Annotated in this window: 15 protein-coding genes; 4 read left to right on the top strand and 11 right to left on the bottom strand. The window is 74.1% G+C overall.

From position 1 onward, the window contains the following. The first annotated feature begins 3 nt into the window (after window positions 1–3). The 4 genes from ABZT87_RS20490 to ABZT87_RS20475 are packed head-to-tail and all read left to right on the top strand — an operon-like array spanning window position 4 to window position 3,590. The gene (locus ABZT87_RS20490; protein WP_355065237.1) at window positions 4–987 is read left to right on the top strand and encodes a sugar ABC transporter permease; all 984 of its coding nucleotides are present in this window, start codon (window positions 4–6) and stop codon (window positions 985–987) included. After that, window positions 987–1,886, top strand: a complete 900-nt coding sequence (locus ABZT87_RS20485; RefSeq protein ID WP_355065322.1) for a carbohydrate ABC transporter permease — start codon at window positions 987–989, stop codon at window positions 1,884–1,886. Before ABZT87_RS20490 ends, ABZT87_RS20485 begins: the two co-directional genes overlap by 1 nt. Then, the gene (locus ABZT87_RS20480; protein WP_355137386.1) at window positions 1,870–2,619 is read left to right on the top strand and encodes a hypothetical protein; all 750 of its coding nucleotides are present in this window, start codon (window positions 1,870–1,872) and stop codon (window positions 2,617–2,619) included. Before ABZT87_RS20485 ends, ABZT87_RS20480 begins: the two co-directional genes overlap by 17 nt. Further along, window positions 2,616–3,590: a PmoA family protein gene (locus ABZT87_RS20475; RefSeq protein WP_355137385.1), complete on the top strand. Its 975-nt coding sequence runs from the start codon at window positions 2,616–2,618 to the stop codon at window positions 3,588–3,590. The genes ABZT87_RS20480 and ABZT87_RS20475 overlap by 4 nt, the downstream gene beginning before the upstream one ends. Before the next feature lie 95 nt (window positions 3,591–3,685). Here ABZT87_RS20475 and ABZT87_RS20470 read toward each other — a convergent pair whose 3' ends face one another. From ABZT87_RS20470 to ABZT87_RS20420, 11 genes are all read right to left on the bottom strand, one after another. Next, complete coding sequence (locus tag ABZT87_RS20470) at window positions 3,686–4,438, bottom strand: hypothetical protein (protein WP_354863362.1); 753 nt, start codon at window positions 4,436–4,438, stop codon at window positions 3,686–3,688. An 81-nt stretch (window positions 4,439–4,519) separates the two neighbouring features. Next, window positions 4,520–4,978, bottom strand: a complete 459-nt coding sequence (locus tag ABZT87_RS20465; protein ID WP_355137383.1) for a hypothetical protein — start codon at window positions 4,976–4,978, stop codon at window positions 4,520–4,522. Further along, window positions 4,975–5,907, bottom strand: a complete 933-nt coding sequence (locus ABZT87_RS20460; protein ID WP_355137381.1) for a hypothetical protein — start codon at window positions 5,905–5,907, stop codon at window positions 4,975–4,977. The genes ABZT87_RS20465 and ABZT87_RS20460 overlap by 4 nt, the downstream gene beginning before the upstream one ends. Beyond that, complete coding sequence (locus ABZT87_RS20455; protein WP_355137379.1) at window positions 5,904–6,461, bottom strand: phage tail protein; 558 nt, start codon at window positions 6,459–6,461, stop codon at window positions 5,904–5,906. Before ABZT87_RS20455 ends, ABZT87_RS20460 begins: the two co-directional genes overlap by 4 nt. Then, window positions 6,442–9,078 (bottom strand): putative baseplate assembly protein, encoded by a 2,637-nt coding sequence (locus ABZT87_RS20450; protein WP_355137377.1) that lies wholly within the window; start codon window positions 9,076–9,078, stop codon window positions 6,442–6,444. Before ABZT87_RS20450 ends, ABZT87_RS20455 begins: the two co-directional genes overlap by 20 nt. Beyond that, the gene (locus ABZT87_RS20445; RefSeq protein ID WP_355137375.1) at window positions 9,075–9,506 is read right to left on the bottom strand and encodes a GPW/gp25 family protein; all 432 of its coding nucleotides are present in this window, start codon (window positions 9,504–9,506) and stop codon (window positions 9,075–9,077) included. The genes ABZT87_RS20450 and ABZT87_RS20445 overlap by 4 nt, the downstream gene beginning before the upstream one ends. Further along, the gene (locus ABZT87_RS20440; RefSeq protein ID WP_354862849.1) at window positions 9,503–9,841 is read right to left on the bottom strand and encodes a hypothetical protein; all 339 of its coding nucleotides are present in this window, start codon (window positions 9,839–9,841) and stop codon (window positions 9,503–9,505) included. Before ABZT87_RS20440 ends, ABZT87_RS20445 begins: the two co-directional genes overlap by 4 nt. Next, window positions 9,841–11,433 carry a contractile injection system protein, VgrG/Pvc8 family gene (locus ABZT87_RS20435; RefSeq protein WP_355137373.1) on the bottom strand — a complete coding sequence of 531 codons (1,593 nt, stop codon included), beginning with the start codon at window positions 11,431–11,433 and terminating at the stop codon, window positions 9,841–9,843. Before ABZT87_RS20435 ends, ABZT87_RS20440 begins: the two co-directional genes overlap by 1 nt. After that, entirely contained in the window at window positions 11,430–12,332 is a 903-nt protein-coding gene (locus tag ABZT87_RS20430) for a hypothetical protein (protein WP_355137371.1), read from the bottom strand. The genes ABZT87_RS20435 and ABZT87_RS20430 overlap by 4 nt, the downstream gene beginning before the upstream one ends. Continuing rightward, window positions 12,332–12,739: a hypothetical protein gene (locus tag ABZT87_RS20425; RefSeq protein WP_355137369.1), complete on the bottom strand. Its 408-nt coding sequence runs from the start codon at window positions 12,737–12,739 to the stop codon at window positions 12,332–12,334. Before ABZT87_RS20425 ends, ABZT87_RS20430 begins: the two co-directional genes overlap by 1 nt. A gap of 949 nt (window positions 12,740–13,688) precedes the next feature. Then, window positions 13,689–14,171 (bottom strand): phage tail protein, encoded by a 483-nt coding sequence (locus ABZT87_RS20420; RefSeq protein ID WP_354862842.1) that lies wholly within the window; start codon window positions 14,169–14,171, stop codon window positions 13,689–13,691. Window positions 14,172–14,174 lie beyond the last annotated feature (3 nt).

The following is a 14,174-nucleotide window of genomic DNA, read 5'->3' as shown; positions in this document are numbered from 1 at the left end:
TTCGTGGCATTGACCACGGCACCCGACCCGACCCGACGCGGCCCCGGATCCGGCCGGGCCCACGCCGAGAGGCGTGGGCCCGGCAGCATCCGGCACAGCGAAGGTCTGGCGGGGTACGTCTTCCTGTCGCCGTGGCTCATCGGCCTGATGGGTGTCACGGCGGTCCCCATGCTGCTGTCGCTCTACCTGAGCTTCACCAACTACGACATCCTCACCCCCTTCTCCGAGGTGCGGTGGGTGGGGTTGGCCAACTACGAGCGGATGTTCACCGCCGACCCGTCGTACTGGCACGCGGTGCGGGTCACCCTGACGTTCGCGCTGGTCGCGGTGCCGCTGAAGCTGGCCGCCGCGCTCGGCGTGGCGTTGCTGCTCAACCGTGCCTGGCGCGGTGTCGGGCTGTTCCGCGGGCTGTTCTACCTGCCGTCGCTGCTCGGCGGCAGCGTCGCGCTGGCCATCGTCTGGGTCAACATGTTCAACCGCGACGGGGCGTTCAACTCGCTGCTGAGCCTCGTCGGCGTCACCGGCAGACCGTGGGTCAACGACCCCGACTGGGCCCTGGAGACGCTGATGGTGCTCGCCATCTGGCAGTTCGGGGCGCCGATGGTGATCTTCCTGGCCGGGCTCAAGCAGGTGCCCACCGAGCTGTACGAGGCCGCCTCGGTCGACGGCGCCGGCAGGTTCCGCCAGTTCCGCAACGTCACGCTGCCGATGCTCTCCCCGGTCATCTTCTTCAACCTGGTGCTGGAGACGATCAACGGCTTCCAGGGCTTCACCGCCGCGTTCGTGCTCAGCAACGGCACCGGCGGCCCGGTCGACTCCACCCTCATGTACACGCTGAACCTCTACATCACCGGCTTCACCGACCTCAACATGGGCTACGCCTCGGCTATGGCCTGGGTGTTCCTGCTCGCCATCGCGGTCATCACCGCGATCTTCTTCAGCACCGGACGGTTCTGGGTGCACTACTCCGACGGGGAGGACCGGTGATGGTGGCGGTGAACCCGGCGGCCGCGGCGTCGACCACAGCGCCGCCGAACGCGCGTCGACGGCCGGGCGGCCGGTCCCTGCTGCGGCTGCTGATCCTGGTGGTGATCGTCGTCGTGGTGCTCTACCCGCTGATCTGGATGGTGGGCACGTCGGTGAAGTCCCAGGAGGAGATCGTCAACAACGTCGGGCTGCTGCCCGAGCGGTTCACCCCGGGCAACTACACCGCCGGATGGTCCAACTTCGACGTCAGCTTCGGCCGGTTCTTTCTCAACAGCGCGATGGTCAGCCTGCTCACCGTCGTCGGCAACGGGCTCTCCTGCCTGCTGGCCGCGTACGCGTTCGCCCGGCTGCGGTTCCGGCTGCGCGGCATGTGGTTCGCCGTCATGATCGGCACGCTGCTGCTGCCCCAGCACGTGCTGATCGTGCCGCAGTACATCCTGTTCCGGACGCTCGGGCTGGTCGGCGGCGACTGGCCGTACCTGCCGCTGCTCATTCCGCAGTTCCTGGCCACCGAGGCGTTCTTCGTCTTCCTCATGGTGCAGTTCATGCGCGGCGTCCCGCGCGAGTTGGATGAGGCGGCCCGGATCGACGGCGCCGGCCCGTACGGCATCTTCCGGCACATCATCCTGCCGCTGAGCCGTCCCGCGCTGGTCACCACAGCGATCTTCTCGTTCATCTGGACCTGGAACGACTTCTTCCGCCAGTTGGTCTTCCTGTCCCAACTGGAGGACTACACCGTGCCGGTCGCGCTGACCCTGTTCATCGACTCGACCAGCCAGAGCGCGGTCGGGCCGATGTTCGCCATGTCGGTGCTGTCGCTGCTGCCGGTCTTCCTGTTCTTCGTCGCCTTCCAGCGGATGCTCGTCGAGGGGATCAACACCAGTGGCATCAAGGGCTGAGCCGGTCGACACCGTCGGGCGGCGGGACTGGCGGGACGTCGCCCGTGACGCCGCCGACCTCGCGCTGCTCGGCATCCTGCTGACCCTCGCCGCGGCGCCGGTGCTCACCGCCGCCGCGGCCGTCGGCGCGGCCAGCGCGGCCGTGCACGACTGGACGCGTACCGGCAGCTGGCCGTCGGCGCGGGCCACCGCCCGCCGGTTCGGCCGCGCGGTGCTGCCCGGCGTGCCGGTCAGTCTGCTCGCGCTCGCCGTGGCCGGGCTGCTCGCCGCCGACCTGGCGGCGCTGGCCGCCGGCCGGGTGCCGGGCGGCCCGCCGGCGCTGGCGGTGACCGCGCTGGTCGCGGCCGGTCTGGCCGGGTACGCCGGGCTGGTCGTCGTCGAGGTGGGCGGCGACGGGGGCGGGCGGTGGCGGGTCGCGGCCCGCTCCGCCGCCCGCGCCTGCCTCGACGCGCCGACCCGCTGGGCCGCGCTCACCGGGGTGACGGCGCTGGCCGGGCTGCTCGCCGTCCTGGTATCCCCGGTCGCGGTGCCGATCCTCGCCGGCTACACCGTGGCCGCCCTGCACGCCGTCGCCAGCCGCCGGCCGGCCCTCGCCGGTATCGACGGCGGCCGCTCGGCTCTCGCCGGTGTCGACGGCGGCCGCTCGACTCTCGCTGGCACCGCCGGCCGCCGGCCGATCTCCGCCGGTGTCGCCGGTCCCCGGGCGGTCTCCGCCCAGCCGGAGCTGCCGTGAGCGCCGACCCGGCCGCCGCCGGCGGTGACGCGGCGGCCCGTACCGGCCCCGACCAGGTCGAGACGGCCGCCGAGGAGCCGGCGCGACTGCTGGTCGGCGGGACGGAGGTGGCCCGGTACGTGGTGGACCCGGCGCTGGACGCGCGGCACGGGCCCCGGCCGTACCTGCACCCGGTACGCACCCTCGGCGGCACGGTGGTCACCGACGCGCTCCCCGCCGACCACGTATGGCACCTCGGCGCCTCCCTCGCCGTGCAGGACGTCAACGGCAGCAACCTCTGGGGCGGGCGCACCTACGTGCGCGACGTCGGCTACACGTGGCGCGACGACCACGGCGTCATCGCGCACACCGGCTGGTCCGAGCGGGCCGTCGACCGGCTGGCGCACCGGCTGCAGTGGCGCGACCGGCACGGGTCGGTGCTGCTCACGGAGCAGCGGCGGCTCGCCGCCGTTCCGCTGACCGGCGGCGTGTCGGCCTGGCGGCTGGAGATGGACTACACGCTCAGCGCCCCGGCGGAGCAGGACGTGCGGCTGGGCAGCCCCGCCACCAACGGCCGCCCCGGCGGGGCCGGCTACGGGGGGTTTTTCTGGCGGGCGGTCTCGGCCTCGCCCGCGTCGGTGTTCAGCGCCTCGGCGACGGGGGAGGAGGCGGTCAACGGCTCCGCCGAGCCGTGGATTGCGCTCTGCGGCACCGGGCCGGACGGTCGGGCGTACACCCTGGTCTTTACCGGTCTCGGGGTCGACGACCGGTGGTTCGTGCGGACCGCGATGTACCCGGGTGTGGGGGTGGCGTTCGCCTTCGAACGGCCGGTCACCATCGCGGCTGGCCTGCAGCGGCAGGGCCGGCACGGCGTGGTCGTCGCCGATGGAGCCCTGGACCCTGCCACCGCCGCGGCAGTGGCCGCGAACTCCGCCCGTGTTGACGTGGTGAGCGGTGATCATGTGGTGAAACAGAGGTCAACGAGCGGTTGATCCACTCCAGGTCGCCGACATGGGGGTGTCCGGGCGTCTGGATGCCCCCATATCGGCGATATGGTGTGGATCAACCGCACAGGGGGTCGCGTTTGTCAACGGGTGGGCAGGGCGGCGGTCACCCGCACGGACTTGACGATGGCGGGGATGGAGCCGATCAGCAGGACCAGACCCCAGATGATGGCCACGATGGCGAAGACCAGCGCGCCCACGTCGTCGAGGATGCTCACCACGATGACCGGGACGAGCCGGTGCAGGAACTCCAGCACGACGGTGCAAAGCAGGGTGGTGAGCGCCAGCAGCACGAGGCCCTTGTTCTGCGCGAACCGTGGCTGGGCGAGCAGCAGCAGCACCGCCCAGACCAGCTTCAGCAGCAGCGCCAGCCCCAGCAGCAGGCTCGCCTCACCCACCGGGAAGAAGCCCCACAACGCCAGGTACGCCAGGGTGCCGAACGGCACGGCCAGGAACAGCGACACCATGATGGTCAGCTCCACGAAGGCGATGATCAGCAGCACGAGCGAGCCCAGGATGAGCAGGATCGAGAAGATCAGCGTCGCCACGCCCTGGATCCGGCCCTGCACCCGCTCGGGCACGACCAGGCTCAGGCAGAACAGGCCGGTGGTCCACAGCGCCACCACGTCGATCAGCGCCAGGTAGCTCGTACCCCGCCCGGAGGGCTCGCTGATTCCGCCGGCGTCCACCTCCACGCCGAGGTCCGCCGCGCCGGCCAGCAGCGCGCCGGTGGCGTCCCCGCCCCCGGTGAGCAGTGACGATCCGACCTCGACGAGGACCACCAGCGTGACCGCGACCAGCGCGAGCAGGAGGAAGGGCTTGCGCAGGTCACCCATGTCGGGCCTCCTCGCGGTCGTGCCGGCCGACGGGTGCGCGGCCGGGGCCGGCGGCCGGCACGGGCCCGGCCGGGGGACGGGTCAGTCGGCGGCGACGGTGACCGTGCATCCGACACCTCCCGGACAGCTCAGGAGCACAGTGACCGCACGGTCGACGGCAATCCGGGCGACCGCCTCGCCGCCGTCGTCCGGCTCGACCTCGGAGCGCACGGTGAGGTCGGCGTCGCGGGGCGCCGGAGCGCGCACCACGAACGGGCGACCACTGCGCAGCACCAGCGTCCGCAGCTCGCCCGGGTCGGCGACGCGCACCGCGCAGCCGCCGACGAAGCTGAGCACGTCGCCGGTGCGGTCGCAGTCGGCCTGCACGGTCGCCGGGTCGACGCTCGTACTCGCGCCGGCGAGCCGGCCGAGCCGCTCGACGACCCCCGGCGGATCGTCCGCGCGGCCCTGGTCGCCGCCGGAGACACCGACGGCGAGGACGAAGAACGCCACCAGCAGCGCCGCCAGGGTCACCAGCACCACCTTCTGCCGACCGCTCATCGCTGCGCGACCGCCCCGGTCACCTCGGTGAACCGGATCTGGTCCACGCCGGCGAAGTACCTGTCGAAGCCCTGCGTCTTGCCCACCGCGACCAGGGTGAGCGTGTGCCGACCCGGCCCGAGCCGGACGGTGCCCACGTCGGTGAAGTCCTGCAGGACGACCGTCGGCGTGAAGCCGAAGAAGGTGCCGCCGAGCTGCACCCCGTCGACCTGCCAGATGGTGTTGGCGTAGTCGAAGGACGTGGTGCGCCTGGTGGAGAACCGCCAGAGCGCGTCGGTCGGCAGCTCGACCGTGACGCTCACCCGGTCGCCGGGTGCCAGGCCGGTGAAGAACAGCTGCTTGTCGCCCGACCAGGTCACGTCGCAGCAGTTCGGTTGCGCCCCGACCGCCGCGGCGGTCTTCGCCGGGGATTCGATTCGAGCGCCGTCGACCAGGCTCTCCGCCTCCACCGTCACGACTCGTGGCGTGCCCGGTGTGGGTGTGCCGTCGGGGCGGGTCAGCAGGTAGCCGACCACTCCGGCGACCACCAGCACCAGCGCCGCCGCGGCGGCGATCCACGGCCAGGGCGTCCGCTTCGGCGCGGCGACCGCGCGGACCTCGTACGTCACCCGGCCGCTGGAGCGCGAGCTCTCCTCCGGCGCGGTGTTCGCCGAGTACGCGAACCCGGTCATGTCGTAGCGGCGCGGCGCGATGCCCGCCGGTACGGCGAGGCGGACCAGGAAGGACACCGAGCCCTGCCCGGGGACCACCCGCTGCGGCTCGGTGACCGTGAACCAGGCCCGCTGGCTGCCCTCGCCGGGTGCCACGTCGAAGACGACGGTGTCGGGCGCCAGGCCCGGATTGGAGACGGTGAAGGTCAGCTCGCCGTGGTTGGCGGCATCCAGGGTGAACTGCGACGCGGCGGCGACGACGGTCCATTCGGTGGTCATGACGGCTCCTCTGCGGACGGTGTCGCGCTCGGCGGGGTGAATGGCGGCGAAGCGGCGACGACGATCTCGGCGGTGGTCGATGCGGGCTTCTCCGCCTCGACGATTCGGGTGATCACGGCGAGCTGACCGGCGGCGGCCGCCGGCACCCGCACCACGATGTGGAAGGGCCGCTCGTCGGGTTCGTCGATGACGAACCCCGGCAACCCGGTGGCCAGCTCCAGCGCTCGGCGCATCCCGTACGGGGTGCCGCGCCACCGGGCCAGCAGCGCGCCGTTGGCCACCAGGTCACGGAGCCGGCCCACCGGCAGCGGCAGCGGGGCGTCCGGTCGGGGCGAGGCCACCACGTGGTCCATCGCCACCCAGCGGGTCAACCGCACGACCAGGTGGTCGGGCGCCCGGTACGGGTCGAACAGGGCGTCCACCTCGGCGAGGATCGCCTCGTCCGGAGCGTGCAGCCCCTCCATGACGTCCAGCAGCGCCCAGAGCACGCTGCCCGGCACGCACGCCCGCTGGTAGGCGGCGGGCAGCAGCCGCTCAATCGCCGAGCGTCGCATCCTGGCGCACCACCTCGATGTCGTGCTCGCCGGAGCAGAGCAGCCACGTGTCCGGGACGGTCACCACGTCGGCGGTGGCCTGGTTGGCGCTGGCGGTCCAGTTGACCGCGTCGGCACTGCGGTACACGCCGCGCTCACCGCAGGCCAGGACCAGTCGGTCGCCCGCCGTGGGACCGTCCGCGCCGACGGTCGCCGGGCCGCTCACGGCGACGGCGTCCACCGGCACGAACCGGGTCCGGTCGCGCAGCGGCAGCCCGCAGTTGACCGACACCGACTGCCACTGCGGCTGGGCCGCGAGGGTGTCCAGCCGCAGCACCCCGCCGCTCTGCGTGGCGGCGAGGGCCTGCGATCCGGCGAACGCCAGGTCGCGACAGGTCCCGCCGATCCAGCCGGCCTGCACGGTCTGCCACTGCACGTCGGACTCGAACAGCCGGGTGCGGTGGCAGCCCTGGCCGGGCTTCTTCGGGTCCGGCTCGCCCGCGCCGCTCCACAGCAGGGTGGCCGGGCCGTCGTACTGCACCGCGAGGACCCGGTTGTCCACGTTGGAGAGGCCGACGTGCGCGAAGCTGCCCGGCCGGCCACCGGCGGTCGACAGGTACACCCCGAAGCCCGCCTGCGCGGCGACCGCCACACCGGGAGCGCCCCGCTCGGAGACGAACGCGCGTACGGCGTAGAAGCCCCGGTCGGCGTCGGACGAATCGACGAGGATCTGCAGCGGCACCGCGCCGGGCAGCAGCGACACCTCGTACAGCCCGGTGTCGGTCGCCACCAGCAGCGCGCCGGCGCCGTCGCGGTCCAGCCACGCCACGTCGGAGATGCGCGAGTCCAGGTCGGTCAGCAGCGACCACGTCTCACCCAGGTCGGTGCTCAGGTGCACCCGGGAGCCGCCCGAGGCGCGCAGCGTCACCACGGCCACCGAGCCGGGGCGCGCGACGATGCCCGGTCGCACCGGCGCGGGCGCGGGCGCCACCCGCAGCACGGTCTCGTCGTCGAACCGGCCGGCCGGCTCCCAGCCGGAGCCCGCGTTGCTGGAGCGGAACAGCACCGGGCCGCGTCCGGCGTACCAGGTGCGCGGCTGGTACTGGTCGACGGCGAGGGCGCGGACCTCGGCGTCGGGGGCCTCGTCGACCACGAACCGCACCGACTCGACGTAGCGCACGCCCGGCTCGGCGTGCTCCAACAACCGGTACACGTTGGACGCGCGCAGCGGCTCACCGAACGGCCACCCGGTCGGGTTGAGCGCGGTGGGCAGCGGGCTGAGCGTCTGGTGCAGCCGGTCGTGGATGCGTCGCCGGACCGCGTCCACGTCCTCCTCCCGGCGCACCACCACCCGGGCCCGCACCGACACCGCCTTGAACCGGGCCCAGGTGGCCCGCGAGCGGATGCCGACCATCCGGCGCTGTTCCAGGTCGCCCTCGACGCGGTGGCGGGCCTCGGGCACCTCGTGCTCGCGCAGCACCGCCACCGGCAGCCGGCCGCCCGGACGGGCCGTCGGCGGCACGTACGGCACCAGCACCACCTCGACCTCACCGGGCCGGGCGAAGCTGTAGACGGCCGAGCGGGTGAACGCGCGGGCCCGCGCCACCGCGCCGGAGCTGGTGGCCAGCACCTCGAAGTCGCGGGCGGTGACGGCGCGCTGCTGGGCGAAGAACTCGTACGGGCCGCGCAGCAGCACCGATTCCAGCGCCTCCATCTCCCGGCCGCCGGCCGCGGGCGCGGGGTTGTCGACCCGTACCCCGGGCAGTGGATCGCGCAGGCTGGTCAGCGTGCCGGCCGCCACGTTGCCGGTCGGACCGCCGCCGGCCCGGTACCAGAGCCGGACCTGTCGCCCGGCCGGCGGCACGGCCGCCACCGTCACCGCCCCGCCCGGCCCGGCGGCCTCGCCCGCACCGGCGGGCGGTCGCAGGTCGAGGGCCGGGGCGAAGGTGACGGTGCCCGAGCAGCGGTCGACGAGGTAGGCCTTGGCCTGCGGACCGAGCCCGGCGAAGCTGTCCACCGGCTGCCAGATCTCGAACGTGCGGCCGTCGTGCTCGCGGGCTGCCACCCCCAGCTCCACCGAGCCGGCCGGCACCTCCACCCCGAGCAGCAGGTCCAGCGGCTCGCCGGTGTGGGTGAGGGGAGCGTGCGCCGCCCGGAGCACCTGGCCGGGCTGGCCGGTGCCGACACCCAGCAGCTCCGCCTCGACGGGCTCGCAGTGGTGCATGCGGACCGTCACCGACGCTTCCCCGGCCGCCAGCAGGGCCGGTTCGGTGGTGACGAACAGGACCGGTCGGGGATCGGCGCCGCGCGCCGCCGCGACCCGCAGGCCGGCCGGGATCCGCACCGCGTCCCGGTCGGTGCCGGCGCGGGTGAACACGACGTCCGCCCAGGCCGCGGTAGGCGCGTGCCGCGCCACCCCGAGCAGGTTCAGAAACGAGACGTACGCCTTCTCCGGCAACTGGTTCAGCCGGTAGATCATCACTTCGGTGAGGTGCGCGAACGCCTCCACCAGCGCCATGCCCGGGTCGTGCGCCGACAGGTCGGTCCAGGCGGGGCAGGACTGTTGGATCCGCTCGCGGGCCTCGGTGACGAGGTCGAGGAACCCACGGTCGTCCAGGTGCGGCACGGGCAGCGTCATGACTGTCCTCCCGGTTCGTCGTCGGCGGGGAGCAGGTCCACGGAGAACACCAGCTGCCCGGGTGTCAGGCTGGCCCGCACCCGGTAGTCCAGCCGGATCACCAGCCGCCACGCGTCGTCCGGGTCCGGGCCGGCGTCGGTGTCGATGACCTCCACCCGGGGCTCCCAGCGGGCGATGGCCTGCCGGACGTAGTGGATGGCCAGCCCGGCCGTCGTGTCGTCGTTGGGCGCGAAGACCAGCCGGTGCAGCCGGGAGCCGTACCCGGGTCGCATCAGCCGCTCGCCCGGCGTCGTGGACAACAACAGGAACAGCGCCTGGCGTACGCTCTCGTCGCCATCGGTCATGGCCAGGCCGCCGGCCGCGGTGAGCGCCAGCCCGCCGCCCCGGCCGGCGTCGAAGCCCGCGCCGACGAAACGGAACGCCCTCATCGGTCCGCCCCCAGGAACTGCTGGCGCGGGTCGCGGACGGTGTGGTGGACCGCTCCCGGCGGTGTGCCGTCGGTGAACCCCTCCAGGTGCGAGAGCACCACCCGGTGCCCGTCGACGCGCAGCCAGTCGCTGTAGCCGACCCGGACGGTCAGCGTCTTCGCGCACGGCTTGATGGTCGGGCCGTAGTTCGGGCAGGCGATGATCTTTCGTCCCTCCGGGTCGTCGTCCACAAGCACCGGCACGGCGGTGACGGTCACCCAGAGCTGCGAGGGCTGGTTCTCGACCCGGCCGTCGTGGTCGCAGGTGATCACCGAGTCGCGGTGGATCCAGCGCATCAGCCGCCTCCTTCGTGATGGGCGCGAGCGAGCGAACGGGCCTGCTGCGCCGCGGTGGTCGCGTCCTCGGGCGCCTCGGCGTGCAGGAAGTCCACGCTGCGGGCGCGGACCACCATGGCCCGGCCCGGCGCGGAGATCACCAGGTCGCTCGCCGCGTGCAGGGTGGCCAGGTCGGGGGTGAGTTCCAGCCAACTGCCGCCCTCGGTGGCGAGCCGCAGGCTGCGCTGGACGTCGTCCACGACGATCGACTGCCCGCCGGCGGTCCGCAGGGACCAGCGGCGGGACTTCCCGTCGTCGACACCCGCGTCGTACGGCTCGACGGCGCCGAACAGCGAGCCCAGCACGACGCCCGAGGCGGGCTCGCCACCGGGCAGCACCACCAGCACGGTGTCGTCCGGATCGGGGAGCGCCACCAGGCCCTTGCCGCGTCCCGCACCGGGACAGAGCACGCCGAGCCAGCCGGCGTCCAGGTCCCCGTACGCCGGCAGGGTCAGCCGCACCCGGCCCAACCCGTCGGGGTCGGCCACGTCGGTGACGGTGCCCAGGGTGACCACCGCGCCGCCCGCCGTCGTGGGGGCAGCGGGCGGTGGCACGGTGGAGAAGCGGGTCAGGTGCCCGTCGCCGTCCACGGTGTGCACCACCTCGGTCAGCACGTACGCCCCGGCGAGCGGGTCGGGCACACCCGTCAGGTCGATCCGCCGGCCCGGCCGCAGCGCCGGATCGCCCTCGGCCAGCCCTTCGGCGGTGGCCAGCGCGGCGGCGCGCAGGTCCAGTCGTGCCTGGGCCAGGGCCGCCAACTCGTCGTCGCTGCGCCCCGGCTGGTCGACGGCGGTGCGTACCCCGTCCGCCCCGACGTCGGCCGGGTCCGGGCGGTCACCGGCCGGTCGGCCGCAGCGCGCCTCGTCGGCCTGCTGGCTGATCGGCTCGGCCCGCTGCGGATGCCAACCCAGCGCGGCGCTGGCGCCGCTGGCCTGGTCGGCATTGGTGGACAGTCGCAGGGTGTGCACACCCGCGCCCAACCTCAGCGCGACGGGCTCCCCGTAGCCGGCGAGGGTGATCAGCCGGACGTCGTCGCCGTCGGCGGCCAGGTGCAGCCCGGCCCGGCCGGTGACCTCCCGGAGCAGCTCCAGGTCGCTGTGCCGGTGCTGAAGCAGCCGTTCCAGTCGCGGCCCGTCGCTCTCCGCCGTCACGGTCAGCCCCACCTCGCCGCACAGCTCACGGGCCAGCTCCGCCGCCGTCACCGAGGTGAAGACCCGCAGGTCCTGCCGCTTGCGCAGGCGGTGCAGCGCGTCGTACGCCCGCAGGCGCAGCACGGCCGCGCCGTCGGCGGCGTACTCGACCTCCACGGCGGTCACCTCACCGGTGAACAGCGCGTCGGGATGATCGGCGAGCCGCACGTCGAGGGTCGTGCCCGGCCGCGCAGCCGGGTCGAGAGCGCCGCCCCCGGCGGCGGTGGCGAGCACCAGCTCGGCCTGGGTCGGCTGGTCGAGCCGGGCGGCCACCCGCAGCGAGCGGATCCGCTGGCGGGCCGTAGCATTCAGTTCCACGCCGTCCAGCGCAACGGTCAGCGCGCGGGGCGCGACGCTGGTCATGGCGCACTCCGCGGGCCGGTGCCGAGCGGCGTGCTGTCCGGGTTGGTGCTGGCGGGCGTTGTGCCGGTCGGCGTGGCCCAGCTCGCGGTGGCGATCGAGGCGCCCACGAACGACGCGCCGGCGCCCACCGCGCCGGCCACCGCCCGCGCCATCCCGGCCAGCGTCGGCTCCGGCCCGCCACCGCCCGAGGCGCTGGCAGGGACCGCGAGGGTCGTGCCGGCGGGCACCGCGAGCGGGTCGGTGATCCGGTTGTGCTCGGCCAGCAACCGCCACCGCAGCGGCGACCCGAGCGCGTCGTTGGCCAGCAGGTCGAAGCGCACCCCGGAGCGACCCGGTTCGGCGGCACCGTCACCGGCGGCTACCACGGCGCTGCCCGGGGCGGCCGCCGGGGTGCTCACCGCGGCCAGCTCCTCGGCGAATCCCGCCTGCGCCTGGTCGGCCGTCTCGGCGGCCCGGACCAGCTTCAGCCGCAGCCAGGAGCGCCGCGGCGAGCCCGTGCCGGTGAACGCGTCGAACCGCTCGGCCACCGCGATGATCACGCCGGGCACGTTCCAGGTCTTACCCCAGACCAGCCGGACCAGCGGCGGACGCAGCCACCCGTGCTCGGCGGTGGAGTTCTCGGCCAGCATCCACAGCGGCCGGGTGAGCACCCGTACGTCGGTGGGGCGGACCTGGGCCTGGACGAAGTCGACGTCGAACAGCAGGTCGAGCACCAGCTCCGTACGGCCGCCGCCGGTGAAGACCAACGGGTCGTCGGCCAGTCCGGACCCGGTGAGCTGCCCGCCGCCCGCGCCCCGATGACGTACGCCGGCGAGCCGGGTCACCTGCACGGTCTCCGGGTTGAGCAGGCAGTCCACCCGCTCCCCGGAGGAGTCGATGAGGAAGGCGACACGTTCCATCAGCCGCCCGCCTGTTCCCGATCCAGGCGGTCCACGTGACCGGCGTCGAGCGCCGCCCCGGGCACCGTCCACAGCGGAGCGTCGTCCGGCAGTTCCGGCCACGGGTCGACGGCCGTCGACGCCGGGAGCATCGTGCCGACCGACCAATGCCCGGCACTCGGTTCGCGTTGATCGCGGTGGCTGCGGTCGGGCTCGGCGGGCCGCGTGGCCCGTACGCCGCCCTGCTGCGCTCGTTCGTCCGGTAGGGCGGGCCACAACCCGCTGCCAGCGCCGCCCACCGCCATCCCGCCGACGGCGGTGGGGGCGGTAGTGGATCGTGGCTGGAAGGTGCCCCTGGAGGGGCCGAATTCCTCCACGATCTCGGGCGGGGAGCCGCGCCGGGTGGCCAGCGGCGGGGCGGCGGGCACGCCTGCCCGGGTCGGGACGCGTGCGTCGGTGGTCGGGGTGTCACGTCGTGCCGGTCCCACCGGTGCGGCCGCCGTGGCCGTCCGGGTCGCCGCGCCCCGCCACGATGACGGGCGCGAGGGCCAACGATCCAGTATCCGGCCGGACCAGCGCCGATTCGCCGGCGAGGACGCCGCCTCCCTGCCGTGCCCGCCCGACACGTGGGTGGCGTCGGAATCGCCACCAGGGCTGACGCTGCCGATCCCCGAGCCGCCCGGTCGACCGCCCGGGCCAGAGGCGTCGGGCACCTGACCCGACCTCCCATTCCGGCCCGAGGGCCGCCATCCGTCCGGTCTCCCGTCCGCCCTCACCGCACCCGTCCGGCCGAGGACGTCTGACCCGCCGAGGACGTCTGTCCCGCCCGTCCCGGCGAGACCGGCTGTCCGGCCGAGGCCGTCTCTCCCGCCGAGGCCGGCCGTCCTGCTGAGGCCGTGGCCGTCGGGTGCACCAGGGCCGCCTACCGTGCTCGGGCCGTCCGTCGCGCCGAGGTCGTCCGCCGTACCGGATGCCCGGACGCCGCGTGCGTCGTCGTCGGGTTGGGCGGCCGGGCCGCGAGCGCGGCGGCCGGCCCGCTCGGCGAGGCGCCGGCTCTTCTCATCGGCAGAGCCGGTTCCTCCCTCGACCTGGTAAGGGCGAGCCTGAGTGGTCGACGGCAGGCCACCTTCTCCCCGGCCGTCCTGCCGGTCGTCGCGGCCCGGCGTCTGCTCGACGCCGCCAGGGGTCGCGTCGAGGTCCAGTTCGCGCAGCAGGCCGGGGGCGTGTGCGGCGACCAGGTTCAGCCAGTGCTGGGGCGGCTCCCCGAGACGACGTGGCACCTCCGCCGGAGGCGCCGGGGGTACGCCGGTGTTCTCGACGAGTCCGGCGAGGCGCTGCACCGCGCCGGCCGCGGAGCGGAGCCGACCGGCCAGCCAGCTACGCGGGCGTCGGCGCGGCGGCACCGCCGGTCTCCAACTCCAGGCCCTCGTAGCGCAGCGTCAGCGAGGCGATGGCGATCTCGTGGCTGACCGTGTTGAGGTGCGCCCCGCGCCACCGGGTGGGCCAGGCGTCGATCAGGTTCCAGCGCAGCACCTCGGCGGTGCCCGCCGAGTCCAGCAGCACCACCGACACGTTGCGGCGGTTGAGGGTGCCCTGGGCGGTGGCGTTCACCCAGTCCCACAGCTCGCGGGACGCGGTGAGGCCGAAGTGCAGGGTCACCGGCTCGTACTCGGCCTGGCCGGGGACCATACGCGTCGGTCCGGGGCCGTGCTCGCGGTACGGCTGCCCGGGGATGTTCACCTCCAGTCCGCTCATCTCGGTGAAGTGGCCGTTGGTGACGCCGTTGATGAGGAGCCGGAAGTTGTACGCCCGGTACGGGTCGACCGGGGCGCCCGGCTGCGGGGTGGCTGTGGTGGGCATGTG

Origin of the sequence: Micromonospora sp. NPDC005237 (assembly GCF_040607775.1) — a bacterium.
Classification (GTDB): domain Bacteria; phylum Actinomycetota; class Actinomycetes; order Mycobacteriales; family Micromonosporaceae; genus Micromonospora.
Note: the sequence above shows the minus strand (reverse complement) of the source record. Positions and strands in the feature narration are given on the sequence as shown.

Coding starts and splice junctions, on each gene's coding strand:
- ABZT87_RS20485 (WP_355065322.1), top strand. CDS start 987: ATGGTGGCGGTGAACCCGGCGGCCGCGGCGTCGACCACAGCGCCGCCG.
- ABZT87_RS20470 (WP_354863362.1), bottom strand. CDS start 4,438: ATGGGTGACCTGCGCAAGCCCTTCCTCCTGCTCGCGCTGGTCGCGGTC.
- ABZT87_RS20465 (WP_355137383.1), bottom strand. CDS start 4,978: ATGAGCGGTCGGCAGAAGGTGGTGCTGGTGACCCTGGCGGCGCTGCTG.
- ABZT87_RS20460 (WP_355137381.1), bottom strand. CDS start 5,907: ATGACCACCGAATGGACCGTCGTCGCCGCCGCGTCGCAGTTCACCCTG.
- ABZT87_RS20455 (WP_355137379.1), bottom strand. CDS start 6,461: ATGCGACGCTCGGCGATTGAGCGGCTGCTGCCCGCCGCCTACCAGCGG.
- ABZT87_RS20450 (WP_355137377.1), bottom strand. CDS start 9,078: ATGACGCTGCCCGTGCCGCACCTGGACGACCGTGGGTTCCTCGACCTC.
- ABZT87_RS20445 (WP_355137375.1), bottom strand. CDS start 9,506: ATGAGGGCGTTCCGTTTCGTCGGCGCGGGCTTCGACGCCGGCCGGGGC.
- ABZT87_RS20440 (WP_354862849.1), bottom strand. CDS start 9,841: ATGCGCTGGATCCACCGCGACTCGGTGATCACCTGCGACCACGACGGC.
- ABZT87_RS20435 (WP_355137373.1), bottom strand. CDS start 11,433: ATGACCAGCGTCGCGCCCCGCGCGCTGACCGTTGCGCTGGACGGCGTG.
- ABZT87_RS20430 (WP_355137371.1), bottom strand. CDS start 12,332: ATGGAACGTGTCGCCTTCCTCATCGACTCCTCCGGGGAGCGGGTGGAC.
- ABZT87_RS20420 (WP_354862842.1), bottom strand. CDS start 14,171: ATGCCCACCACAGCCACCCCGCAGCCGGGCGCCCCGGTCGACCCGTAC.